This window comes from Mycetocola saprophilus, assembly GCF_000718085.1.
GTDB lineage: Bacteria > Actinomycetota > Actinomycetes > Actinomycetales > Microbacteriaceae > Mycetocola > Mycetocola saprophilus.
This window is the reverse complement of the sequence record NZ_JOEC01000002.1, coordinates 228,836-251,702: the sequence shown is the minus strand read 5'-3', so window position 1 is coordinate 251,702 and position 22,867 is coordinate 228,836. Positions and strand designations below refer to the sequence as shown.

The following is a 22,867-nucleotide window of genomic DNA, read 5'->3' as shown; positions in this document are numbered from 1 at the left end:
ACCCGGCCGCGGAAAGCGAGACCCAGCAGTGTTCCTGACCTCCCTGCGCCGAGAACTCCTCGGGCGTAAAAAACAAACCCTCATCGTGTCCCTCGGGCTCGCACTCGCGATCGCCCTCGTGGTGCTCGTCGGCGGGGTCTCCGCCGGAATCGCCAACGCCCAGTCCAAGGTGCTGACCGGACTCTACGGCGTCGGCACCGACGTCACCGTGACCGCCGAACCCCAGGCTCCCGGCACCGCTCCCGGAACCGGACAGCAGTTCAGCTTCGCCGGCGGAGCGCCCGGCACCGGCGGCGACACCAACGTGTCCACCTCCCGCCTGGTTGCCGCCCGCGGAGCCGGAACCCTGGACCAGACCCTGGTCAAAACCGCCGGCACCGTGACCGGCGTTAAGGACGCCAGCGGTGCCCTGGCCCTCAACAACATCACCTTCGGCGGCACCTTCTCCGGCGCGACGCCGGGCACCGAAAACCGCCGCGGGGAGGTCGAGGGTGGCCGCACCGGCGGCGGTAACTTCAACGTGGACACGATCTCGGTCCTGGGCCTTGACCCGGCCGCCACGATCGGTCCGATTGCCGGAGACAAAACGACCTCGGGTCGCGCGCTGGCCACCTCGGATGCGGCGGCGAACGTCGCCGTCCTCGATTCGACCTACGCAACCACCGCGAGCCTCGCCGTGGGCGGGACCGTCTCGCTCGGCGGCACCGCATTCTCGATCGTCGGCATCGTCGACGACTCGGGCGACCCCGGGGCGGCCAACGTCTACATCCCGCTGGGGGTTGCCCAGCAGCTCTCCGGCGAAACCGGCAAGGTCAGCACGATCTACGTCCAGGCCACCTCGGCCGATACGATCCCCGCAACCAGCGCCGCCCTCACCAAGGCCCTGACCGGAACCAAGGTCTCGACCCAGGCCGACCTCGCCGCCGGCATCTCCGGATCCCTCGGCAGCGCGGCCAGCCTGGTCTCCTCCCTCGGCACCTGGCTCTCGATCATCGTCTTGGCGGCCGCCGTGCTGCTGGCGATCCTCTTCACCGTCTCCGGCGTGACCCGCCGCACCCGCGAGTTTGGCACCCTCAAGGCCATCGGCTGGAGCAACCGCCGCGTGGTCGGTCAGGTGGCCGGCGAATCGGTGGTTCAGGCCCTGTTCGGCGCGATTGTCGGTGTGGTCCTCGGCCTGGTCGGCACCATGATCGTCAACTCAATCGCCCCGACCGTGGGGGCCTCGACCCGAGCCGCCGGTCGCGGATTCGGGGGCGGCGGCACGGGTGGCGGCGGCTTCGGCGGAGGCGCGGGGGCGGGTACCGGGGCGGGTACCGGAACCGGCGAGGGTGCCCGTGCGGCGGCCGAGCACACCACCAACATCGCGCTGCACCTGCCGTTTGATCCCTCGCTGATCCTGATCGCGGTCGGCCTCGCCGTCCTCGCCGGTCTGCTCGCCGGTGCCATCGGCGGCTGGCGTGCGGCCCGCCTCAGCCCGGCCGCGGCCCTGCGCGCGATCGTCTAGCCCCACTACGCCTAGGAGAAATCATGTACACCCTCACGAGTCTGACCAAGACCTATAAAACAGCCCGCGGACCGGTGACCCCGCTCAAGGATGTGGACCTGCGGATCGAGGATGGCGAGTTCATCGCGATCCAGGGCCCCACCGGCGGCGGCAAGTCCACCCTGCTGCAAATGCTCGGGGCGCTGGATCGGCCCACCACCGGATCGATCCACCTCGCCGGGGACGACCTCTCCACCCTCGGTGAGCGCCGCCGCGCCAAGGCCCGCGCCGAACGGATCGGCTTTGTGTTCCAGGGCTTCAACCTGCTACCCACGATGACCGCCGGCGAAAACGTCGAGACCGCCCTGGTCCCGCTCGGTATCCCGGCGGCAGAACGGCGCAGCCGGGCGCGCACCGCGCTCGCGCAGGTGGGTCTGGATGATCGCATCGATCACCGCCCGAGCGAGCTCTCCGGCGGGCAGCAGCAGCGCGTGGCGATCGCCCGGGCGCTGGTCAAGAACCCGACCGTGATCCTCGCCGATGAGCCCACCGGCAACCTCGATGAGGACACCCGGGACGACGTACTGGCGCTACTCGAGGGCCTCTGGCGCGATCAGGGCCTAACCATGATCATCGTCACGCACGACTCTGCGGTCGCCAAGCGCGCCCCGCGCCGCCTGCACCTCGGCGGCGGCGGAGTCACCGAAATCGGGGATAAATAGCGGGCTCCTCGACGGCCGCTCACCCTCCCGGGTGGGCGGCCGTTGGCATGCGTGGGGACCGAGCAGGCACTTAGTTGACATAGATCAATGATCGGCATATAGTTGACTTTTCGCAAGGATATTAACGAAGCGCTCGGAGTACGCACAACACATGTCAGCAACAACCACCGAAGCGGCCCCCTCGCCGGCCGCAATGTCTCACCCCGCCGTGATGCGGGCCCTATCCGGGCTCCTCATGGGTATGTTTGTCTCGATCCTCGCCGGAACCGTGGTCTCCACGTCGATGCCGCGAATCATCTCGGACCTCGGCGGCAACCAGGCCGCCTTCACCTGGGTCATCACCTCGACCCTGCTGGCCACCACGGTGTCCACCCCGATCTGGGGCAAGTTCGCCGACATCACCAACCGCAAGCTGCTGATCCAGATCGCACTGGTCATCTTTGTGCTCGGTTCGGCACTGGCCGGGTTCTCGCAGAACACCGAGACCCTGATTATCTTCCGCGTCATGCAGGGTCTGGGTGGTGGTGGCCTGGCGGCCCTCAGCCAGATCATCATGGCCGACATCATCAGCCCGCGTGAGCGTGGCCGTTACATGGGCCTCTTCGGTGCCGTCATGGCCGTGGGCACCGTGGGCGGCCCGCTGCTGGGTGGCGTGATCACCGACGCCATCGGCTGGCGCTGGAACTTCTTTGTGGCCCTGCCCTTCGCGATCGCCGCGATCTTCCTGCTGCAGCGCAACCTGAACCTGCCCGCCCTGGAGAAGATCAAGGTCAAGATCGACTACCTTGGCATGATCCTCATCGCCGGTGGCATCTCGCTGCTGCTGATCTGGGTCACCCTGGCCGGACACGACTTCGACTGGGACTCCACCACCAGCTTTGTGATGGTGGGCGGCGCGATCCTCATGCTGATCCTCGCCGTGATCGTCGAGGTCAAGGTCGAGAACCCGATCATCCCGATGAGCCTGTTCAAGAACCCGACCTTCAGCCTCGCCGTGATCGCCTCGATCTCGGTGGGTGTGGCCATGTTTGGCACCTCGGTCTTCCTGGGCCAGTACATGCAGCTCGCCCGTGGCGCAACCCCGACCCAGTCGGGTCTGCTGACCCTGCCGATGATCGGTGGCCTGCTGCTCTCCTCGACCTTCGTGGGCATGCTGATCAGCAAGTTCGGTAAGTGGAAGGGTTACATGGTCTTCGGCTCGATCGCGCTGACCGTGGGTATGTTCCTGATGGGTACCATCAAGTACGACACCAACTACGTGGTCGTTTCGATCTACATGTTCATCCTCGGTGTGGGTGTGGGTATGGTCATGCAGAACCTCGTGCTGATCGTCCAGAACACCGTCTCCCCCAAGGAAATTGGTGTCGCCAGCTCGGGCGTCACCTTCTTCCGGAGCCTCGGTGGAACCATCGGCATCTCGGTGCTGGGTTCGGTCCTGGCCACCAAGATCGCCGACGGCATCACCGCCAAGGCCGCCGACATTCAGGCGGCCCTGGTTCACCTGGGCCCGGCCGGTGCCGAGGTGGGCAAGCAGCTGCAGAGCGGTGTGCTGCCCAAGGTTGCCGAGATGCCCGACGGCATCCGCGTGATCATCGAGTCCGTCTACGGTCAGGGTGTCGCCGACATCTTCCTGCTCGCGGCCCCGCTCGCGCTGATCACCGTGCTGGCGATCGTCTTCCTGCCCAACCGTTCGCTCAGCACCCAGACCGCGACCGAGCGCCTGAAGAACGGCGAGGACGCCCAGTCCGCCGCCGGGGCCGAGGCCGCCGCCGCGGGCGAAAACCTGATCGCCGTGGGCGAGGCCAGCATCGGTGCCCAGGGGGATCTGGTGGCCACCACCGGAACCATCTCCACGCTGAACCCCGACGGCACGCGCCGTAGCGACGCGGACAACTAAACTGGCGTCATGACCGTGGACACCCCCACCCGCATCCCCGCCGACAACGCACGGGCCTCGGAGCGCGACAGCGCCGCCGAGGCCGTGCGGCGGGCCGTGGCGGACACCCCGAAACACGAGGTGCCCGCCGCGGGCGATGCCGCGACCCTCCCCGCACCGCATGAACCGCTGTGCGCCCCGGTGACCGTGATCAACTCCTCGGACCCGGACTTCAACGCCGCCGTCGCCGATCTGGAACACACCCTGATCGGGCTGTTTGCCCGCGTGCGCACGACCATTCGTGAGCGTGCCGAGCTGCTGCGTCCAGGCCTCCAGCCCGGTGCCTATAAGGCCCTCGGCACGATCATCTCGCATGGCTCGCTCCAGGCCGGCGAGCTGGCCGAGCTGCTGGGGAGCGACCGTAGCACCACGAGCCGGCTGATCCGACAGCTGGTCGAACACGACCTGATCGTGCGCACCCCCGACGTGCGCGACGGCCGGGTGATCAACCTCTCGGCCACCGATGCGGCCATCGCCGGCATTCAGGAGCTGCGCGAGGCCGGCCGCAGCCGCCTCTACGAAAACATGCGGGACTGGGAGACCGAGGACATCGCCCGGCTCTCGCACATGCTGCGCGAGCTGACCGGGCTGGTCTAACCCACTCCCGGCGCGGCACTCCCGGCACGCACGGCGTCCCAGGCAGCACGGCAACTCGAGCAGCACGGCAATTCGAGCAGCACGGTGCCGGAGCGCGCACCGTGCTTCGGCACCCGCAGCACCTCACCACAGACAGACGGCGTGGGCCGTGCCTTCCGGAAATCCGGGGCACGACCCACGCCGTCTGTTTATCCTGCCGCTACGCCCCGATGCGGGCCGCGAGCCCAAAGGGGGCGGCCCAGCGCCGCGCAAACGGCGCGGGGGCTGCATCCAGCAACACTGCATCCAGCAACACCGAGTCTGGCGAGACCGAGTCTGGCGAGACCGGGGCTAGGTAGGCCCGCGAGGCAGCCACCTCACGGGTGGCCGGGCCGCGCGACTCATACGCCACGGGAAGCGGACGCGACCCGCGGGCCAGCAGCGCCTGCACGGCGGGTCCGGAGGCCCCCAGCACCAGGATGCCGGGACCCGAGCCGGGCCGTGCACCAAACCGGTCGATCACCCACTCGAGCAGCTCCGCGTCCGGAGCCACCACGATGATCGCGTCCAGACCCTCGGTGGCCGCACCGTGACGCACGCTGTGTGCCCATGCGCTGCGGACCGGGATCCGTTCGGTAACCGCACGCACCAGCGCGCGATCGGATTCGGACGTGTGACTCGTGGACACCACGAGCCCCACCTGCTGGCCGGCTCCCAGCCAGGATGCGGCCGCGGCGGCCGCACCACGACGCTCGGCCTCCGAAGAGGTCGGGCCAACGTGCACCGCGATGTCTCGTCCCATAGCATCTACGGTGTCACGGACCACCGACATCGGCCGGTTGTCGGGGTGAACAGCACCCGAATTGCCGGTAACCGATCGGACCGGTTTCCCGGCGGCGCGCGGCCCCGGTGGTCATCCGCGCCACCGATTGGGGGGACAATAGAGGGGTGACATCTGGATATCAGGAACGCTTCGTAGCCGACTCAACCGACCGGGTCGCGTGGCTCCGGGCCCGGGCGCGAGGCATTACCGCGACGGATGTGGCCAAGCTGTCCACCCCGCGCTCGATCCAGACCGCCGCCGAGGCGAAGCTCTACGGAACCGGCTTCTCCGGCAACGCATTCACCGAGCACGGCCGCCGCCGCGAGCCCGAGATCGCCGCCTGGGTCGCCGCAACCCACGGCATCCAGCCCTCCTCAGGCCTCTACCACTCGGAGTGGGAAAAGCGTCACCTGGCCACCCCGGATGGCATCACGATGACCCCCGAGGGCACGGTCATCCTCTCCGAGATCAAGACCACGACCAAGCCGTGGCGCAGCGTCCCGCGTAACTACATGCGACAGATCTGGTGGCAGCAGTACGTACTGGGGGCCGAGCGGACCCTCGTGGTCTGGGAGGAACACAAGAACTTTGTACCGGTGGGCGAGGAGCCGCTGTGCCGCTGGATCGACCGTGATGAGGTCGAGATTAACAAGCTCGTGGGCCTGGCCAATGACCTGATCAACGAGCTGCACCGCCGCACCTTCATTCCGATGCCCGAGGGATACGAGCACCTGGAACCCATCGCGCCCTACGCGCCGTAACCCGGCCGCGCGCACGGGCACCAAACCCAATACATCGCACGGACGGGCGACCAACCCAACCTCGTCGCGCGGACGCACACGCTAATCCACAACCGGCCCATACACCGCATGGGCCGCTCCGGTCAGATGCGCCCAGTAGCGGTCGCCATAGCTCCAGTGCCACCACTCATGCGGGTAGTTTTCCAGTCCCGCCGCGCCGAGCGCCCGAGCCAGCAGCTCGCGATTCGCCCGCGCGGACACAGCGATATTTTTAGCGGCAAAGCGGACGGCACCGTCGCTCTGCTCGGGGGTCGCGTCGATCGCGGTCCCCATATCCAGCTCGGTCCCCGCATCGTTTACCAGGGTCAGGTCCACCGCGGCCCCGGCCACGTGCGGGGCCACCGAAACGGGCGCAACATAGCGTGCGCTGAGTTCGTCCAGGGTGGCAGCATCGGCCTCGGGAAACTCGATCCGTAACGCCGCCAGATACGTCTCGATGATGGCTCGCTGGGTTTCCACCGGACGCAGCCCCTCGGCCACACACAGGTGAAACCCCACCGGCAGCGCCTGATCGGCGGCACGGAGGCGCCGAGCCAGCTCAAACCGCACCCGCGATCCGGCCCCGATATTTGGTCGACAACGCACCCCGAAGTCCGCAAGCTCCACCAGTGCCTCACCGTTTTCCTCGATCGGGATGCTGGCGACAGAGGGGGCGGATATCAGCGTAATCACGCCCTTCAGGCTAGGGCATTACCTCCGACAGCGACACCCCGCTCGACCCGCTTTGCGCCGATTCGGTAAAACGTGACAAACTGTAGGGTATTGAATCGCAGCCACTGAGCACACCCAGGGAGATCCGCGTGCACACACCCTCCATCCTTCATCACCGTGGCCGCCGCGAAGGTCGCTCGCGTACTCGAGCGGGCGCGATCGTGCTGGGCCTCCTCGTCGCCCTGCTGGCCGGACCGCTGCTCGCGGTGCCGGCGCCGGCCGTCGCCGCCGACACCCGGCCCCAGTTGGTGCCCACGATGTCGCCGATCCCGGTGCGCGCGATTCCCGCGTTCAACTCCACCCTGCTGGCCCCCTATCCGGTGCCGTGGAAATACGATAACTCGGTCGTCGGTTACTCGGATATCAGCCTGGACTATCAGTGGTACGTCGATGGTATTCCCGTCCCTCAGGCACAGGGCGGCCAACTGCACCAGTTCAATATCACCGGCGAAGACGTGGGAAAGCAGGTCTGGGCGGTAATCACGGCCAGCATGATTGACAACACCCTAAAACCGGGCTCCGCGGAAACCTCCCGCAGCATCGCCACCCCCTACGCGCTCCAAATCACCGACCCCCGCCCCTCCACCAATGACCCCGTGGCCGGTGCACCACTGTCGGCATCCGTCACGTTCCTCGCCCCCGGCGAGCGCGATATGAAGTTTTTCTCCGAGGAGATGCGGCCCAAGGTAGCGTGGACGTGGATCTCGGGCGACAGCACCCCCCTGGCATCACGCCCGAACACCAGCACCTGGGGAAGCACCGTCCTCGCCCCCACTCAGGCACAGATTGATGCGGGCATCACGGTCACGGCGGTGGCGACCTGGCCCGGATCTACCACCGTGACCCGGACCACACGGGTGGTCTGGAAAAAGATCACCGCGGGCACTGCCGAAATTACCGGCACCCCCGCGGTGGGCGACACCCTGACCGCGGTAACCCGAGACTGGGAACCCGGAATCCCGCTCGGGTACACATGGAGCACCACTGACGGACGGACGATCCCCGGTGCGAACTCGCGCACCTTCACCCCCACGGTCGACCAGGCGGGCAAGAGCGTTCGAGTGCAGGTGTGGGCCTCGGCTTCGAATCGCGCCACGGCTCGGGTCACCAGCGCGAGCGTGGCTATCCCGATGTTGTCACTGACGGGGGTCACCGGGACCGTCGTCGGGGATCCCGTGGTGGAGGGCACGCTTCGAGCGGTGGCAGTCCACCCCGACGGCGCCCCGGTGACCGGCGGCGGCTACCAGTGGTACGTCAACGGGGGATACATTTTCGGGGCGAATGCGGAAACCTACACCCCGAGCGTCGCGGACCTGGGTAAAACCTTCACCGTGCGCTTCACCGCATCCCGAGTGGGATACACCTCGGTGAATGTGACCGGCATCGCCTCCGGCCCCACGCGGCCCGGCACCCAGCCCGATACGCTTGGCCTCACCTCCAGCGGGACCCCGCGCGTCGGCGACCCCCTCACCCTGACGGTTTCGGGGGCCTCACCCGGGTCTCAGATTTCCTTTGAGTGGTTCCGGGTGGATCAACCCGGGCACACGGCGGACGGCGCCACCTACACCCCACGGCGCACGGATGCTCACCAGGTGGTCCGCGGGCTGGCCCGGGTGACCAAGGCCGGATTTGATACCCGTGTTCTCTCGCTGGACTTCCCCATAGCACCGGCAGACTTCGGGGACTCCACCGCAGAAATTTCGGGTGTTCCCAAGGTAGGAGAGGTCCTCAGCGCCCGGAGTTCGGGATGGGGCGATGTCGAGCCTTCGACGTTCACCTATCGATGGTTTGCGACGGACGACCCCTCCCAGACGCTGGGCACCGAGGCCACCCTCACGCCGAGTCCGGCGCTGCGGGAACGTCAGGTGGCGGTCGAGGTGACCGGGTCCGCGCCGGGCTATGCGGATAAATCGGTCCTCTCGACGCCGGTCGCGATCACCGAGGATACCAACCTGGAGGTGCAGCTCACGGGCATCGCGTCCGCCTGGTCCACCCTGACCGCCGCCGCGTCCTCCACGACACCGGATGTCGCCCTGCAGTATCACTGGGAGGTCCCGGGGTCCGCCCTCGCCGCGACCGCGGGCTCCGAGGGCCCGACCCTGGCCCTCGATCCCGCCTGGATCGGCTCGCGGGTTGGGCTCACGGTTACCGCGACCGCCCCCGGCTTTAACCCGGTGACCCGGACCCTGGAATCCGATCCGATCACCGAGGCGAGTTTTGAGGAGCCCACCCTCGCGCTGTCGGGGGCGCTACTTGTGGGGCAGCGCATCTCGGTGTCGGCACACGGTTGGGGCCTCACCCCGGATACCCAGATTCCAACCTGGTATCTCGATGGTGTGCCGATTCCCGACGCACACAACCCCGTCCTGGATATCACCCCGGACATGCGTGGAGCGGTGCTGAGCGTCGAGTTTGTGGCGTCCCGCGACGGGGTCCTGCCGCTGACCTCGACCCGTACCGATCTGGGCAGGGTCTCGGCCCTCGAATCGGTCCAACCGCATCCCGGCGTCTCCGGCGCGTCACCAAGCGCTCGCGGTGGGCACCCGAAGCCGCGGCTCGGAGCGGTGGGAGCGGCTACCCGCGCACACCAGACCGGACCGGCGTCCGCCCGCGGCCTCGCCGACACCGGTGCCGCGGGCCTGGGTGGATTCCCGCTCGTTCTGGCGGTCACGCTGGGTCTGGGCCTCACGCTACGGGTCGGGGCAGGGGCGATCCGTCGAGGCTCCCGGAGCTGAGACGCCGCATCGGCGCGGGCCGATCGGGCCACCCACGCCGGAAACGGCTGCGGCCCCCACGTGTGAACGTGGGGGCCGCAGCCGTATGGACTATCGCTACTTGGTCACCAGGTACGAACGCAGATCCTTCAGGATCTTGCCCGCGCCGATCGGGCCGAGGCCCAGGTACCAGACGTCATCGTCCACCCGCTGCACGTGCTTGTCCTTGACGGCGGTGAGGGTGGGCCAGATCGGACCGGCCAGGGCCGCGGTCTCACCGGTGGCCTCGGGGGTGCCGTAGCTGGTGTAGAAGATCCAGTCGCCGTCGGCCTGGGCGAGGTTCTCCGAGGAGATCTCGGTGGCCAGCTCGTCGATGTCCTGGATCTTGGGCCGGGCGAGACCCACGTCCTTGAGGATCACGCCGATCAGCGAGGCGTTGCCGTACAGGCGGGTCTTCTGCGGCATGAAGCGCAGCAGCGAGATGGTGGGATTGCCGGGGATGTCGGCGCGCAGCTTATCGGCCTCGCCCTGATACTCGTTGAGTAGGCTCACGGCCTTGTCCTCATCACCGGTGGCCGCGGCAACCAGACGCAGGTTTTCCTTCCACGGGAAACCCGGGCGGATAGAGAACACGGTCGGGGCGATCTGCGCGAGCTGCGGATACAGCTTGTCCGCCCGCAGCTTGGAACCGAGGATCAGGTCGGGCTTGAGCGCGGCGATGGCCTCGAGGTTGGGCTGCTGGATGGTGCCGATCGAGGTGGCCTTTTTGACCTTATCGGCCAGGTATCCGGGGATCGAGTTGGCACCCTCGGTGGAGGGGATGCCAACCGGGGTGATGCCGAGTGCCAGCACATCGTCGAGCTCGCCGGTGTCCAGGACCACGACCCGCTTGGGCTTGGCCTTGATCTCGGTGGTCCCCTCGGAGTGCTTCACCTCGCGCGGGAAGACGCCGGGCTTGGCCGTGCTGCCGAGCTTGGCGGTCTCCTCGTCGGCGGTCTTGAAGTGGGCGCCGCCGGTCGCGACGTCGGTGTTCCCCGACCCGGACTTGAGTCCACCCCCATCGGTCTGGGCGCAGCCAGCCGTCAGTGCAATCAGGAGGGCAACGGCCGCGGCCTGGAGCGCTCGCTTCTTTCGTAATTCATACATCACCCTCGAACGTAGCCTAGTTTTCCGCGACAGGCTAGGTAAGGCTTGCCAACCTTAGGATCGACTGTGTGACGACAAAACGCGGGCTAGACTGGCCACTGGTTTATTTGCGCACTAACGGGAGGTCGATCACGTGGCATCAGCCCCCGTTCCGGTGCCCGAAGCTGACTCCTCTCGCGTCTCGGGCGACACCCGTCGACGCACCGGCAGGCGTGTCACACTCTTGATCGGCGCGCTGGTTTTGCTGGTACTGATCGCGCTGGGTTCGCTCCTGATCGGCTCCAAGCCAATCCCGCCGCACACCGTCTGGGCGGCGCTGTTTGCCCCCGATGGATCCCCCGATCAGGCGATCATCCTCGGCTCGCGCCTCCCACGGGCGATCCTGGGCATCCTGGCCGGGGCCGCACTCGGGGTTGCCGGGGCCCTGGTACAGGCGTTCACCCGAAATCCGCTGGCCGAGCCCGGGCTCCTGGGCGTGAACGCCGGGGCCTCGCTGGCGATCGTGCTGGCCGTGGGTACCTTCGGGATCACCGCCTACAGCGGCTACGTGTGGTTTGCGTTTGGCGGGGCGGCCGCGGCCGCGGCCCTGGTCGCGCTGATCGGCATGCGTGGCACCCGCCGCCTGGACCCCGCCCGGCTGGTGCTCTCGGGGGTCGCGCTGGGCGCTGTCCTCTCGGGGATCGGAACCGGGCTCGCCCTGCTCAACCCCAGCGCCTTTGACCAGCTGCGCGCCTGGACCGTGGGCTCGCTCGCCGACCGCGGCAGCGACCTGCTGGCCCCGGTCGCGATCACCGTGGGCATCGGCCTGCTGCTGGCCGCGTTCACCGGCCGCGGGCTGAACGCCCTGGCCCTCGGCGAGGATGCCGCCCGCGGACTCGGGTACCACCCGGGACGCTCTCGCGTCCTGATTCTGCTGGCGATCACCGTGCTGGCCGGATCCGCGACCGCCGCGGTGGGCGCGATCGGCTTCCTGGGGCTGATGGCCCCGCACCTGGCCCGCCGCATCAGCGGCACCGATCAGCGCTGGCTACTGGTGTTCTCGGCGGTGCTGGCCCCGATCATCCTGCTGATCGCCGATGTGATCGGCCGCGTCATCCTGCCGGGTGAGCTCGAGGCCGGCGTCACCTGCGCGCTGATCGGCGCGCCCGTCCTGGTCTACCTGGCCCGTCGTAAAAAGGTGGCGGGACTGTGAGTGTGACCCACCGCGTGCGCAGTCGTTCGCGCACCCGCACACTGATCGTGTGTGTGATCCTGCTGGCCCTGGCCCTGCTGGTGGGCATCATCATGATCGGCAGCGGCGACTATCCGCTGGGACCCGACCGGGTGCTCGGGGTGCTCTTTGGCGGCGGCAGCGATCTGGAACGCTCGATCGTGCTGTCCTGGCGCGCGCCGCGGGCCCTGGCCGCCATCGTGTTCGGGGCGGCGCTTGGCGTAAGCGGCGGGGTCTTCCAATCGCTGACCCGCAATCCGCTGGGCAGCCCCGACGTGATCGGTTTCGGCACCGGTGCCTACACGGGCGCACTGCTGGCGATCATGCTCGTGGGTGGCAGCTATGTGGCCACCTCGATCGGTGCCCTGGCCGGCGGCCTGGGCACCGCGCTGCTGATCTACTTCCTGGCCTGGCGACGCGGTTCCCACGGCTACCGGCTGATCCTGGTGGGTATCGGCATCAGCGCCGCACTGGCCGCGATCAACCAGTGGCTCGTCCTGCGCGCCGATATCGAGGTCGCGATGGCCGCCGCGGTGTGGGGCGCGGGCTCGCTGGGCGGTACCACCTGGGCGCAGGCCCTGCCGGCGATCCTGGTGATCCTACCCGTGCTCGCGCTGACCCTGGCCGGCGGCCGCACCCTGGGCATGCTGGAACTCGGCGACGACGCGGCTCAGGCGCTGGGTGTGCGCACCGAGCGGGCACGGCTGATGCTGGTGGTCCTCGCGGTCGCGCTCACGGCGGCGGTGACCGCGGTGGCCGGGCCGATCGCGTTTGTGGCACTTGTTGCACCGCAGCTGGCCCGCCGACTCACCGGAAGCGCCGGAATCGCGCTGATCCCCGCCGCCTGCATGGGCGCGTTCCTGCTGGTCACCGCGGACCTGCTGGCGCAGCGCATGTTTGCCCCGATCCAGCTCCCGGTGGGCCTGGTGACCGTGTGTCTGGGCGGTGTTTACCTGCTCTGGCTGCTGGGCCGCGAGGGCTCCAAACGACTGCGGTAATACACTGTCGCCCGCGGAAAGAAAGTGGCAGACTCGTTGCATGACCTCCGCAGACTCCCCGCGCCCGCACACCATGCTTGCCGCCGTGTATGACACCCCCGGTCCCGCACAGAACCTGCGCCTCACCGACGAGGTTTCGGTGCCCTTCGCGCTCTCCGATGAGGTGTTGGTACGGGTGCACGCCTCGGCGCTCAACCCGATCGACACCAAGACGCGCGCCGGTCGCGGGGTCGCCTCGGGGATCGTGCGCTATCCGGCGCTGATTGGATCCGACTTTGCCGGGGTGGTGGTGCGCGCTCCCTATGAGGCCCACCCGCTGCAGCCAGGCACCGAGGTCTATGGGATGCTGCCGGTCCCGCGAGTGAGCGGGTCCTATGCGCAGTACGTGGCCGCGCCCTCGCTCTCGATCGCGCCCAAGCCCGACAACCTCTCCTTCACCGAGGCCGCGGCCGTGCCGCTGGCGGCGATGACCGCCTGGGGCGCGCTGGATGCCGCCGAGATCGAGCCGGGTCAGCGGGTGCTGATCCACGCCGGTGCCGGAGGTGTGGGGCACTTTGCGGTCCAGCTCGCCGCGCTGCGCGGGGCGCACGTGATCGCCACCGGTTCCGCCCACAACCTCGACTTCCTGCGCGAGCTGGGAGCCGCCGAGGCCATCGACTACACCGCGCGGAACTTCGAAGAGGGCCTGGCTCCAGTGGATGCGGTGATCGACCTGATCGGCAACGTGCACGCGAACACCGGCAGCCGCTCGCTCGGCGTCATCGTCGAGGGCGGCGTGATCGTCAACGTCCCCTCGGGCAGCTGGCCCGAGTTCGCCGCCGAGGCGGAGGCCGCGGGCGTGCGCGGCACCCACTATAAGGTGTCCCCCGATGCACGCGTGCTCGAGCAGATCACGGCGCTGATCGAGTCGGATCAGCTGCGCGTGGTGCTCGCCGACACCTACCCGCTCGAGCGTATCGTCGAGGCCCATGAGGCGCTCGAGGCCGGGCACACCCGAGGCAAGATCGCGATCTCGATTCCCTAGCGCGCGGCGCCGGACACTGCCGGCTTGCTCCCTAGGACAGCGACGCGGTGATGGCCGCGGTCTCCTCGGCGGTGGCCGGCAGCGCCGGGCCGCGTGGGTCGGCGGTCGGGGTCCCCTGCGCGCGGGCTGCCGCGTGCAGGCCGCCCAGTGGGCTCTGCCCGGCGGCGAGGGCTTCGGCGAGGCGGCGCAGTGCCACCCGGGCGGCGGGAGCATCGGGACTCTGGGTCCAGACCGCGCGGTACTCGGCGGGCAGGAGGGCCGCGAGGCCGGTGTGCCAGGCATCCACCGTGGGCGGCTCATCCAGCAGACCGAGGTCGCCGCTCAGGCCGATCGAGAAGCCGGGTCCGCCGGCGGATCGCAGTTCGGCGAGGCGGGTTTCCAGCGCATCCCGGTCGCGGCCCGGCAGGCGGGAGGGCTCCTTGATCGCCCGCAGGTTGGCGTGGGTCACCAGGTAGTCGAGGGTGTCGGCGCTGATGTCATAGCCGAGCTGTGCGGGCTTGTTGTAGAAGGCCAGCGGGAGATCCACCACGTCACACACGCGGGCGACGAGTTCGCGCACCTCGCTGTCGCCGATGGGGAGGTAGCTGAAGGGGGCGAGGATGACGCCGGCGGCCCCGGCCTCCTCGGCCGCCTGGGCGCGGGCGATGACCGCGGGGGTCGAGTGGGCGGTGATCCCGGCATAGACGGGCATGCGGCCGTCGGCGGCGGTCACGGCCTGGGCGATGATCGCCGCATGTTCATGGGCTTCAAAGCTGACCCCGGAACCGGAGGTCGCGAGCACCGTCACGGCATCGATGCCGTGGCCTGGAAGGGCCGAAATAATCTGCTCGAGCGCGATCAGGTCGGGGTTCTGCGCGGCGTCCAGCGGGGTGATGGGGTATGCGATGAGGCCGGTAAAAGGGGAGGCTGTCATCGGTTAACTCTACGCGACCCGCGTGGGGATGCGCTGAATCCGCTGGAATCGACCCCAAACCTCACGCAAAACCGGGCCACCCGCGAAAGCGGATGACCCGGTAATAATCTCGGTGAAACCGAAATTAGATGCTGTTGACGTCCAGCGGGATGCCGGGACCGAAGGTGGTCGAAACGGCACCCTTGGTGATGTAACGGCCCTTCGAGCTCGACGGCTTCAGACGAACGATCTCTTCCAGAGCGGCCGAGATGTTCTCGTTCAGCTGCTCGGCCGAGAACGATGCCTTGCCCACAACGAAGTGCACGTTGGAGTGCTTGTCGACGCGGAACTCGATCTTTCCACCCTTGATCTCGGACACTGCCTTGGCGGTGTCCGGGGTCACGGTACCGGTCTTCGGGTTCGGCATCAGGCCACGCGGACCCAGGACCTTACCCAGACGACCGACCTTACCCATGAGCTCGGGGGTCGACACGGCGGAGTCGAACGAGGTGTAACCAGCGGCCACCTTCTCGATCAGCTCGTCGCCACCAACCTCGTCGGCGCCAGCGGCCAGTGCGGCCTCGGCGGCCGGACCGGTTGCGAAGACGATAACGCGGGCGGTCTTACCGGTTCCGTGGGGCAGGATGACGGTTCCACGAACCATCTGGTCTGCCTTGCGGGGGTCAACACCGAGCTTGAGGGCAACCTCAACGGTCGAGTTTGCCTTTGCAGCAGCGGTCTCCTTGGCGAGAGCTACCGCGTCAGCGGGGGTGTAAACGGTGTCGGCAGCAACCTTCGCTGCCGCGGCCCGGTAGGCCTTAGACTTCTGTGCCATTTTTTCTCCTAGTGAGAACGTGGTCATTTGCGCCTGGCCGGCGCTGCCACTGTATTGAAAAGTTGAGGGTGTTGCTCGCGGAAGCGAACGACTACTCGACGGTGATACCCATCGAACGCGCGGTACCAGCGATGATCTTCGCTGCTGCGTCGATGTCGTTGGCGTTCAGGTCGGCCTTCTTGGTCTCGGCGATCTGACGAACCTGGTCCATCGTGATCTTCGCAACCTTGACGGTGTGCGGGGTGCCCGAGCCCTTGGCAACGCCAGCGGCCTTCTTGATGAGCTCCGCTGCCGGCGGGGTCTTCAGGATGAAGGTGAACGAGCGGTCCTCGTACACGGTGATCTCAACCGGGATCACGTTTCCGCGCTGCGACTCGGTGGCCGCGTTGTAAGCCTTGCAGAACTCCATGATGTTCACGCCGTGCTGACCCAGTGCGGGACCGATCGGCGGTGCCGGGTTAGCGGCGCCAGCCTGGATCTGCAGCTTGATCAGACCCGTGACCTTCTTCTTCGGTGCCATGTTATTTCCTTCTTTAGTGATCGAGTAACGGGCGGTTGCCCGCTGCTCTCCCGCCGACCCGGTGGGCCGCGGTGGTGTAAAAAACCGTGGGGTAAGCGCCAGAAGACGCAAACCCGATCAAGTCTACGCGATCGGGCCCCAGATCGCGAGTCGGTTTGTCCTCTGGCAGGCCGATCCGTTAGTCAGGCAGGCGGTCGAGCCTTCGCGCAGCTCGGAAGTAGGCGTCGAGCCCCTGCCTTCGTCCCACCGCCACCGCCTGCACAGCGACAACGGCGATCCCGTCGGAGGCGAACCGATACACCAGACGAAAGCGCGGTTTAACGTTCCCAATGGGATCGAAGTAGAGCTTAAAACAGTCGCGGAGATCTCCGGTAGCCACTCGATCATCGAGTGGCACCCCGCGAACGGTTCCATCGCGAATCGCGACGATGAGATCGATGGTCATTTTGCGCGTACGTAAGTCCGGCAGCGCATCAAGATCCTCCTGAAACCCAGGAAGAACCTCCATACGCAGACGCGAAGACATTAGCGATAGTCACCCGGGTCCAGGCCGAGCCCGCCGGCGACCTCGCTCAGCGGCGTCGCCGGGCCCCGGGCCGCACGCTGGCGCACGAGTGCGGCAATCTCCATGTCCTCGATAATCGGCAGGAGCTCGGCATACAGCTCAAAGGGGATGATCACGGCTTCGGCCTTACGGTGCGCTCCAAAAATGAGCGGTGCCGCCGCGATGCCCTCCTCACGAAACCGCTTCAACGCACGCGGGAGTTCATCGCGCGCGTCCTTACTCGCCAGCACAGGAGGAATAGCCATGCGTCCAGCGTATCAATCTTGCGCATAAACATGTACATATTTATGTGCCTAATTCCGCACTGTCCGCACAAACACAAAACCCCGCATCCAAAAGGATGCGGGGTCTTGAGAGGTAAAAACTAGAGCTTGGTGACCTGGTCGAAGCTCAGCTCCACCGGAGTCTCGCGTTCGAACAGCGAAACCAGGACGGTGAGCTTGCCGCTCTCCGGCTTGATCTCGGAGATCGAACCCGGCAGGCCCGCGAACGAACCCTCCTTGATGGTGATGGTCTCGCCGATCTCGAAGTCGATCTCCGCGGTGACGGTGCGGTTCTGAACCGGCTTACCTGCGGCCTTGCTGGCGGCAACCTCGGCGACCTCAACCAGGCTCTTGAGCATGTTGAAGGCCTCTTCGAAGCGCAGCGGGGTCGGGTTGTGGGCGTTGCCCACGAAGCCGGTCACACCCGGGGTGTGGCGAACAACCGACCAGCTGTCCTCGTTCAGGTCCATCCGCACGAGTACGTATCCGGGGATCCGCACGCGGGTGACCATCTTGCGCTGACCGTTCTTGATTTCCACCACGTCTTCCATGGGGACTTCAATCTGGTAGATGTACTCGGCAACATCCAGCGTGCCCTTACGCTGCTCGATGTTGGCCTTCACCTTGCGCTCGAAACCGGCGTAGGAGTGAATGACATACCACTTACCCGGCTGCGTGCGCAGCTCCAGGCGGAAAGCCTCGTAGGGATCGAGCTCGACGGGGGCCTCGGCCTCTTCGTCGGACTCTTCGGTCTCGGCGTCAGCTTCTCCAGCCTCGGTCTCAACCTCTGCAACCTCGTCGGTTACAGTTTCGGTCTCAGCGGACTCGACAGTCTCGACGGGGGTCTCAACCTCGGTCACGCTGTTCTCGTTCAGATTCTCTGACACCTGATCTCATTCCTTACGTAAGTTGTCGCTTCACGGACGGGCGGGTGCGCGATGCACGGATCCATCCGAAATCGCGAGGGCCTACGGTGCGCCGAAGACCCAGTTCACCAGGGCGGCGAACAGCATGTCTACGCCGTAGACGAGACCCATCATGATGAGAACAAACACCAGCACAACGAGCGTGAAGTTGATCAGCTCCTTGCGGGTCGGGGTTACAACCTTCTTCAGCTCCGCAATTACCTGCTTGAGGAAGAGGATGATCCCGGCAAACGGTCCACGCTTCTGAGCGCGCGCCTGCTTTGCAGCAGCGACGATTTCCTCACTGGGTTCGTCGATTACGTTTGCGACCACGTGTTCACACCTTTCATGTGTCGGTGTTTCTAAGACACCGACGCGCAGGGCGGACAGGACTCGAACCTGCAACCTGCGGTTTTGGAGACCGCTGCTCTACCAATTGAGCCACCGCCCTATGAATCGAATTGTCGATCACAGGATGTGAAACCTACCTTACAGTGCCGAACCCCGACTCACCGAATCGGTGAAAAAAGGGCGCGGAAAAGCTTGTCAGGTTTCTCCTACGCCGCAAGTCTAGGGGACAAATACCGGCGAAGTAAAGTCGACACCGTTTTTGTGTGTGCTCACCAGACGCATCGCCGCCACAACCCGCTCACACAGCACCGCGGGCCCTGAGAAGACTCGGGACCCGCGGCGCGAAACGAGCTCGCAACTACCCGGCGACGGACACTCCGGTGATGTACGCGGGCGAGAACACGCTGAGAATTGCCTCGGCGGTTTCGTCCCGGGAGCGTTCGGGATCAAACACGACCCACTCCAGTCCCGCGACCAGCACCGCCCCGAAAATCGCACTCGCGCGGATCTCGGCGGCCACCGAGGTGCCGCCATCGATGTCCTGGAGAACATCGGCAAACACTCCGATTAGGCGATTACGCACGATCGTCAGCGACTCCCGCCACATTCGGTCGGTGCGAAACAGCTCGGCCACCAACAGCTTGGCCATCGCCTGATTATCGCGGATCCGATCGAGGGTGCCCTCGACCAGGGCGCGCAGGGCCGCGGGCCCGACCAGGTCCCCGCGCACTCCGAGGAGGAACGCGTGGAACTGGCCGAGACCATCGTCCATCAGGGCTTCAAACAGCTGATCCTTGGAGGTGAAGTTGTAGTAGACGCTGCCCTTGGCCACGCCCGCCTCGAGCGCCACATCATCCATCGTGGTCCCGGTGATCCCGCCCCGAGCCGAAAGCTCCAGGGCGGCATCCAGGATCGCACGCTTGGTTTTGGAGACCTTGGGTACCAGGGGTACCTCCGGGCTGATTGCGCTCATCACAAACTCCTTCACACGGATGGACATCGACCGGCGATTAGATCGCGAGTTCCGGGCTGAGCCGCTTCATGGTCCATACCTTCTGGCGACCGGCAGCATAGGCGGAGATCGCGAAGCTGATCACCAGTAGTCCGATCATATAGGCCAGGGCGATCCAGAAGCGGGCGTCGACGCCTCCGGTAATCAGCTGGCGCAAACCGTTGACCACGTAGGTCGCGGGCATCACCGGGTGCAGGATCTGGAAGAAGCCGGGGGTGGTCTCCACCGGATAGGTTCCACCCGATGAGCTCAGCTGCAGCATCAGCAGAACCAGGCTCACCACGCGGCCGGTCGCACTACCCAGCAGCACGATGAACATCTGCTGCAGGGCGAGGAACGCCAGGGTGGTCAGGTACATAAACGCGGCGGTGGCGACCCAGTAGACCGGCTGCAGTCCGATGCCGTAGACGAGCACCAGCATCATGATGACCACCTGGCCGAGGCCGATCGCGGCGGCCGGGATGAATCCGGTCAGCGCAGCACGCAGGCCCGAGGTGCGTCCGGCGAGGGCGCGGGTGGGCAGGGCACGGAGGATCAGCCAGGTGATCAGCGCACCCACGAACGCGGCCAGGGCGATGAAGAAGGGCGCGAAGCCCTCACCAAAGCTGGCGGCCTTGTTCTCGTTGGTGGTGGCCAGCCCGACCGGATTCGCCACCACGGGCGCGGTGCGATCGATGCGAGCGGTCGAGTAGTCGGGGGCCTTTTCGGCACCCTCGCCCAGCTTGGTCGCCAGCTCATCGCTCCCCTCGGCAAGCTTCTGGGTGCCGTCGGTCAGGGTTTCGCCACCGGTCGCGGCGCTCCGCGCACCGTCGGCCAGCTGGGTCGAGGAGGAGGCCAGGGTGTGCGCACCGGTGTTGAGCTTGGCGGCACCGTCGGCGAGCTGGTTGGCACCGGGGACGGCCTGGTTCAGGCTCGAGGCGAGGGTTCCCGCACCCGAGGACAGTGTTCCGGCACCGGTGTTGAGCTTCTGCACGGCGTCGTTCACGCCGGTCGCGCCGGCTGCGAGGGATCCGATGCCTTGCTGGAGGGCCGGGACCTTCTGGGCCAGCTGGGCGGTTCCCCCGGCGAGCTTGGTGGCACCCGCGGCAAGCGTGGAATCCTGGGCGGTGCCGGCGGAAATTCCGGCGGTTGCGCCCGCGAGCTTGTCCATCGGGATGCCCTTGCTCGCGAGGAACTCGTTGAACTGAGCCACGGTCATGTTCTGGGTGGCCGGGTTGGCCATCGCGTCGCGGATCGCTCCGGCCAGCTGCGCGGTCTGATCCGCGCCGGTGTGCAGCGTGCCCACACCGGCTGCCAGCGCCTGAGCGCCGTCGTTGAGCTGAGCCGCCTGGCCCGGCAGGGCCGCCGCCTGGGTGTTCAGTTCGGAGGCACCGGCACCGAGGGCCGGGGTCTTCTCGGCGAGCTGGCCGAGTCCGTCGGAGAGGGTCTTGGCGCCGCCGGCGAGGGTGCCCGCGCCGGTTGCGGCCTTGCTCACACCATCGGCGAGGGTCTTGGTTCCCGCGCCCAGGGTGTCGGTTCCGCTGGCCAGGGTGTTGGCGCCATCGGAGAGCTTGCCGGATCCATCGGCCAGGGTGTTGAGCCCCACCACGAGTTCGCCCGCGCCATCGTTCAGGGTGCCCGCGCCCTCGGCGAGGGTTCCCGCACCATCGGCGGCCTGACGCACGCCGTCGGCCAGGGTGCTCACGCCCACCAGCATCGTGTTGGCGGTCTGTTCGCTGACCTGCTCGGTCACCGCGTTGCGCAGGAGCGTCATCGCGCTCTGGCCGAGGGTCGAGGCGAGGAAGTTATTGGCGTCGTTGAATTCGACGTCGATCTTGGCCTGCTCGGGCTTGTCGTCGGCAACCGAGACGGCCGAGGCCGAGAAGTCCTTGGGGATGGTGACCGAGAAGTAGTAGGTGCCATCGGACACGCCCTTGCGGGCGGTGTCGGCGTCCACCTTGCTCCACTTGAGGTCGCCACCCTCGAGCACCTTATCGACGACCTTATCCCCGGCGTTGACCCGGGTTCCATCGTCCATGGTGGCACCGCTGTCCTCGTTCACCAGGGCCACCGGCAGGTTCTTCATCTCGTCGGTGGGTGCCCAGAATGCCCAGAGGTAGAGGGCACCGTAGATCAGCGGAATGAACAGCAAAACCACGAGGGAGATCTTGGGCAGCGTGCCCTTTTTGAAGCGGGTCAGTTCGGTCCCCGCGGACGCGAGCGACATCATACGAGTTCCTCCAGGAGGGTCTGAGCGTGGGGGGCCGGGGAGGCCTGGGACACCGGGATTTCGGTGACCGGGACGCTCACGCCGGCATACAGTGCGGGTTCAAAGGCGGAGGCGGAAACCAGGACGCCGATGCCCGAGGCAGCGATCTCGCCCAGGCGGGTGATCACGGCGGCCTGCGCACGCAGGTCGTGCACGTGGTCGATGCCGTCCACGATCAGCACGTCGGGGGCGTCCATCAGGGCCAGGCCGATGCGCAGCAACAGCTTGGTGTCCTCATCGAGGTCCCAGATCATGGTTTTGGCGGCGGGGATCGGGTGGGACCCAAACGCGGGAACCAGCGCCCGCACCACGGCGACGTCGTCAAAGCGGCGCACCAGGGCGTACCAGGGGGCGTTCCAGCGGGCGCGTTCGGTGACCGCATCACCGACGGTGACGGCCTCCTCCAGGGTGTCGATCCCGTCGAACCCGGCGATCGCGCTCTGGTTGCGCAGGGCGCTCAGGCCCTCGGCACCGCGCACGGTGAGGGTGCCCGAACTGGGCTTCATCCGGCCCGCCGCGGTGAGCAGGAAGCAGGTCTTGCCGCTGCCGCGGGTACCGGTCACCACACCGAAGGGTGCGTCGAGGGTGAAATTGAGGGGGCCGTAGACCGAACCACGAGCCGCGTTGAGGGCGATGTCATTCGCCTGAAGCAGTGCCGTCACTATCGTGACCTTTCTCATCTTTTGTACTGACTAGTCAGTTTAGACTCGTCGGTACAAAAATCGCAAGTTATGCGCTGAGATCATAGGCTTGAGGCATGGAGACACTGACGTCACTGCTGACCGCGATCCCCATCACCATCGGAGGAATCTTCATCACCTGGATGGGCTGGCGCGGAGGCCAGGGCAGGCTCAAGCGCAACATGCTGATGGGCGTGCGCAACCCGACGACCCTGCAATCCGATGCGGCCTGGGACGCGGCGCATCGCGCGGTCGCAAAGCCCACGATGATCGGCGGAATCGGCGCGACAATTAGCGGCGTCATCGCCGCATTTATCCCGATCGAGACCGGCTATATCGTGGTTCTCGTGGGGGCCGGCTGGATCCTCGCCTGGGTCGCGGGCAGCCTGGGCATCGGCACACGCGCGGCCGAAAAAGCGGCCGCCGCCGAAGCCTAGAACATTACTCGCCCGC

General features: G+C 66.8%; 23 protein-coding genes and 1 tRNA gene. 10 read left to right on the top strand and 14 right to left on the bottom strand.

Translation table 11 applies throughout. The features are described from left to right. Positions 1–85: 85 nt before the first annotated feature. The 4 genes from IE92_RS0106975 to IE92_RS17250 all read left to right on the top strand — a co-directional run bounded on the left by IE92_RS0106975 (position 86) and on the right by IE92_RS17250 (position 4,738). Positions 86–1,504 (top strand): ABC transporter permease, encoded by a 1,419-nt coding sequence (locus IE92_RS0106975; RefSeq protein ID WP_342666412.1) that lies wholly within the window; start codon positions 86–88, stop codon positions 1,502–1,504. 23 nt (positions 1,505–1,527) lie between these two features. Continuing rightward, a complete protein-coding gene (locus tag IE92_RS0106970; RefSeq protein WP_030147782.1) occupies positions 1,528–2,205 on the top strand; it encodes an ABC transporter ATP-binding protein in 678 nt (225 codons plus the stop codon). 151 nt (positions 2,206–2,356) lie between these two features. Beyond that, positions 2,357–4,102, top strand: a complete 1,746-nt coding sequence (locus IE92_RS0106965; protein WP_245601233.1) for an MDR family MFS transporter — start codon at positions 2,357–2,359, stop codon at positions 4,100–4,102. A 9-nt stretch (positions 4,103–4,111) separates the two neighbouring features. Continuing rightward, positions 4,112–4,738, top strand: a complete 627-nt coding sequence (locus IE92_RS17250) for a MarR family winged helix-turn-helix transcriptional regulator (protein ID WP_051701724.1) — start codon at positions 4,112–4,114, stop codon at positions 4,736–4,738. Positions 4,739–4,937: 199 nt separating this feature from the next. On the opposite strand, the gene IE92_RS0106955 is transcribed toward IE92_RS17250, so the two are convergent. Further along, the gene (locus IE92_RS0106955; protein WP_156027449.1) at positions 4,938–5,519 is read right to left on the bottom strand and encodes a hypothetical protein; all 582 of its coding nucleotides are present in this window, start codon (positions 5,517–5,519) and stop codon (positions 4,938–4,940) included. A 146-nt stretch (positions 5,520–5,665) separates the two neighbouring features. Here IE92_RS0106955 and IE92_RS0106950 point away from each other — a divergent pair, with 146 nt between their 5' ends. Next, positions 5,666–6,301: a YqaJ viral recombinase family protein gene (locus tag IE92_RS0106950; RefSeq protein WP_051701725.1), complete on the top strand. Its 636-nt coding sequence runs from the start codon at positions 5,666–5,668 to the stop codon at positions 6,299–6,301. Positions 6,302–6,382: 81 nt separating this feature from the next. On the opposite strand, the gene IE92_RS0106945 is transcribed toward IE92_RS0106950, so the two are convergent. Continuing rightward, entirely contained in the window at positions 6,383–7,012 is a 630-nt protein-coding gene (locus IE92_RS0106945) for a M15 family metallopeptidase (protein WP_030147777.1), read from the bottom strand. 128 nt (positions 7,013–7,140) lie between these two features. Here IE92_RS0106945 and IE92_RS0106940 point away from each other — a divergent pair, with 128 nt between their 5' ends. Beyond that, entirely contained in the window at positions 7,141–9,786 is a 2,646-nt protein-coding gene (locus IE92_RS0106940) for a hypothetical protein (RefSeq protein ID WP_156027448.1), read from the top strand. Between the two features lie 96 nt (positions 9,787–9,882). Here IE92_RS0106940 and IE92_RS0106935 read toward each other — a convergent pair whose 3' ends face one another. Continuing rightward, on the bottom strand, positions 9,883–10,911 hold the full coding sequence (locus IE92_RS0106935; protein WP_030147775.1) for an ABC transporter substrate-binding protein: 1,029 nt from the start codon (positions 10,909–10,911) through the stop codon (positions 9,883–9,885). A 133-nt stretch (positions 10,912–11,044) separates the two neighbouring features. Between IE92_RS0106935 and IE92_RS0106930 the strand changes: the two genes are divergently transcribed. From IE92_RS0106930 to IE92_RS0106920, 3 genes are read left to right on the top strand one after another with little or no spacing between them, the layout of a single operon-like run. Then, positions 11,045–12,103 carry an iron chelate uptake ABC transporter family permease subunit gene (locus IE92_RS0106930; protein ID WP_051701726.1) on the top strand — a complete coding sequence of 353 codons (1,059 nt, stop codon included), beginning with the start codon at positions 11,045–11,047 and terminating at the stop codon, positions 12,101–12,103. Further along, positions 12,100–13,119, top strand: a complete 1,020-nt coding sequence (locus IE92_RS0106925) for a FecCD family ABC transporter permease (protein WP_051701727.1) — start codon at positions 12,100–12,102, stop codon at positions 13,117–13,119. Before IE92_RS0106930 ends, IE92_RS0106925 begins: the two co-directional genes overlap by 4 nt. Positions 13,120–13,159: 40 nt before the next feature. Beyond that, positions 13,160–14,143, top strand: a complete 984-nt coding sequence (locus tag IE92_RS0106920) for an NADP-dependent oxidoreductase (RefSeq protein WP_030147772.1) — start codon at positions 13,160–13,162, stop codon at positions 14,141–14,143. 31 nt (positions 14,144–14,174) lie between these two features. On the opposite strand, the gene IE92_RS0106915 is transcribed toward IE92_RS0106920, so the two are convergent. The 11 genes from IE92_RS0106915 to IE92_RS0106865 form a co-directional block, all read right to left on the bottom strand. Next, on the bottom strand, positions 14,175–15,056 hold the full coding sequence (locus IE92_RS0106915; protein WP_030147771.1) for a dihydrodipicolinate synthase family protein: 882 nt from the start codon (positions 15,054–15,056) through the stop codon (positions 14,175–14,177). 124 nt (positions 15,057–15,180) lie between these two features. After that, positions 15,181–15,870, bottom strand: a complete 690-nt coding sequence (gene rplA, locus IE92_RS0106910; RefSeq protein ID WP_030147770.1) for a 50S ribosomal protein L1 — start codon at positions 15,868–15,870, stop codon at positions 15,181–15,183. Positions 15,871–15,961: 91 nt separating this feature from the next. After that, positions 15,962–16,390: a 50S ribosomal protein L11 gene (rplK, locus tag IE92_RS0106905; protein WP_030147769.1), complete on the bottom strand. Its 429-nt coding sequence runs from the start codon at positions 16,388–16,390 to the stop codon at positions 15,962–15,964. A 178-nt stretch (positions 16,391–16,568) separates the two neighbouring features. Then, on the bottom strand, positions 16,569–16,916 hold the full coding sequence (locus IE92_RS16550) for a hypothetical protein (RefSeq protein ID WP_030147768.1): 348 nt from the start codon (positions 16,914–16,916) through the stop codon (positions 16,569–16,571). Then, positions 16,916–17,200, bottom strand: a complete 285-nt coding sequence (locus IE92_RS0106895) for a hypothetical protein (RefSeq protein WP_156027447.1) — start codon at positions 17,198–17,200, stop codon at positions 16,916–16,918. The genes IE92_RS16550 and IE92_RS0106895 overlap by 1 nt, the downstream gene beginning before the upstream one ends. A 119-nt stretch (positions 17,201–17,319) precedes the next feature. Then, the gene (nusG, locus tag IE92_RS0106890) at positions 17,320–18,105 is read right to left on the bottom strand and encodes a transcription termination/antitermination protein NusG (protein WP_081863977.1); all 786 of its coding nucleotides are present in this window, start codon (positions 18,103–18,105) and stop codon (positions 17,320–17,322) included. 81 nt (positions 18,106–18,186) lie between these two features. Continuing rightward, positions 18,187–18,504 (bottom strand): preprotein translocase subunit SecE, encoded by a 318-nt coding sequence (gene secE, locus IE92_RS0106885; protein WP_396823073.1) that lies wholly within the window; start codon positions 18,502–18,504, stop codon positions 18,187–18,189. After that, positions 18,502–18,574: transfer RNA gene (locus tag IE92_RS0106880), tRNA-Trp, on the bottom strand. The genes secE and IE92_RS0106880 overlap by 3 nt, the downstream gene beginning before the upstream one ends. A gap of 258 nt (positions 18,575–18,832) precedes the next feature. Continuing rightward, on the bottom strand, positions 18,833–19,447 hold the full coding sequence (locus IE92_RS0106875) for a TetR/AcrR family transcriptional regulator (protein WP_162178495.1): 615 nt from the start codon (positions 19,445–19,447) through the stop codon (positions 18,833–18,835). Between the two features lie 37 nt (positions 19,448–19,484). After that, positions 19,485–21,695 carry a YhgE/Pip domain-containing protein gene (locus IE92_RS0106870; RefSeq protein ID WP_030147763.1) on the bottom strand — a complete coding sequence of 737 codons (2,211 nt, stop codon included), beginning with the start codon at positions 21,693–21,695 and terminating at the stop codon, positions 19,485–19,487. Then, entirely contained in the window at positions 21,692–22,396 is a 705-nt protein-coding gene (locus tag IE92_RS0106865; RefSeq protein ID WP_051701730.1) for a hypothetical protein, read from the bottom strand. The genes IE92_RS0106870 and IE92_RS0106865 overlap by 4 nt, the downstream gene beginning before the upstream one ends. Positions 22,397–22,491: 95 nt before the next feature. On the opposite strand from IE92_RS0106865, the gene IE92_RS16545 reads away from it, so the two are divergent. Continuing rightward, positions 22,492–22,851: an SdpI family protein gene (locus IE92_RS16545; RefSeq protein ID WP_043321616.1), complete on the top strand. Its 360-nt coding sequence runs from the start codon at positions 22,492–22,494 to the stop codon at positions 22,849–22,851. Positions 22,852–22,867 lie beyond the last annotated feature (16 nt).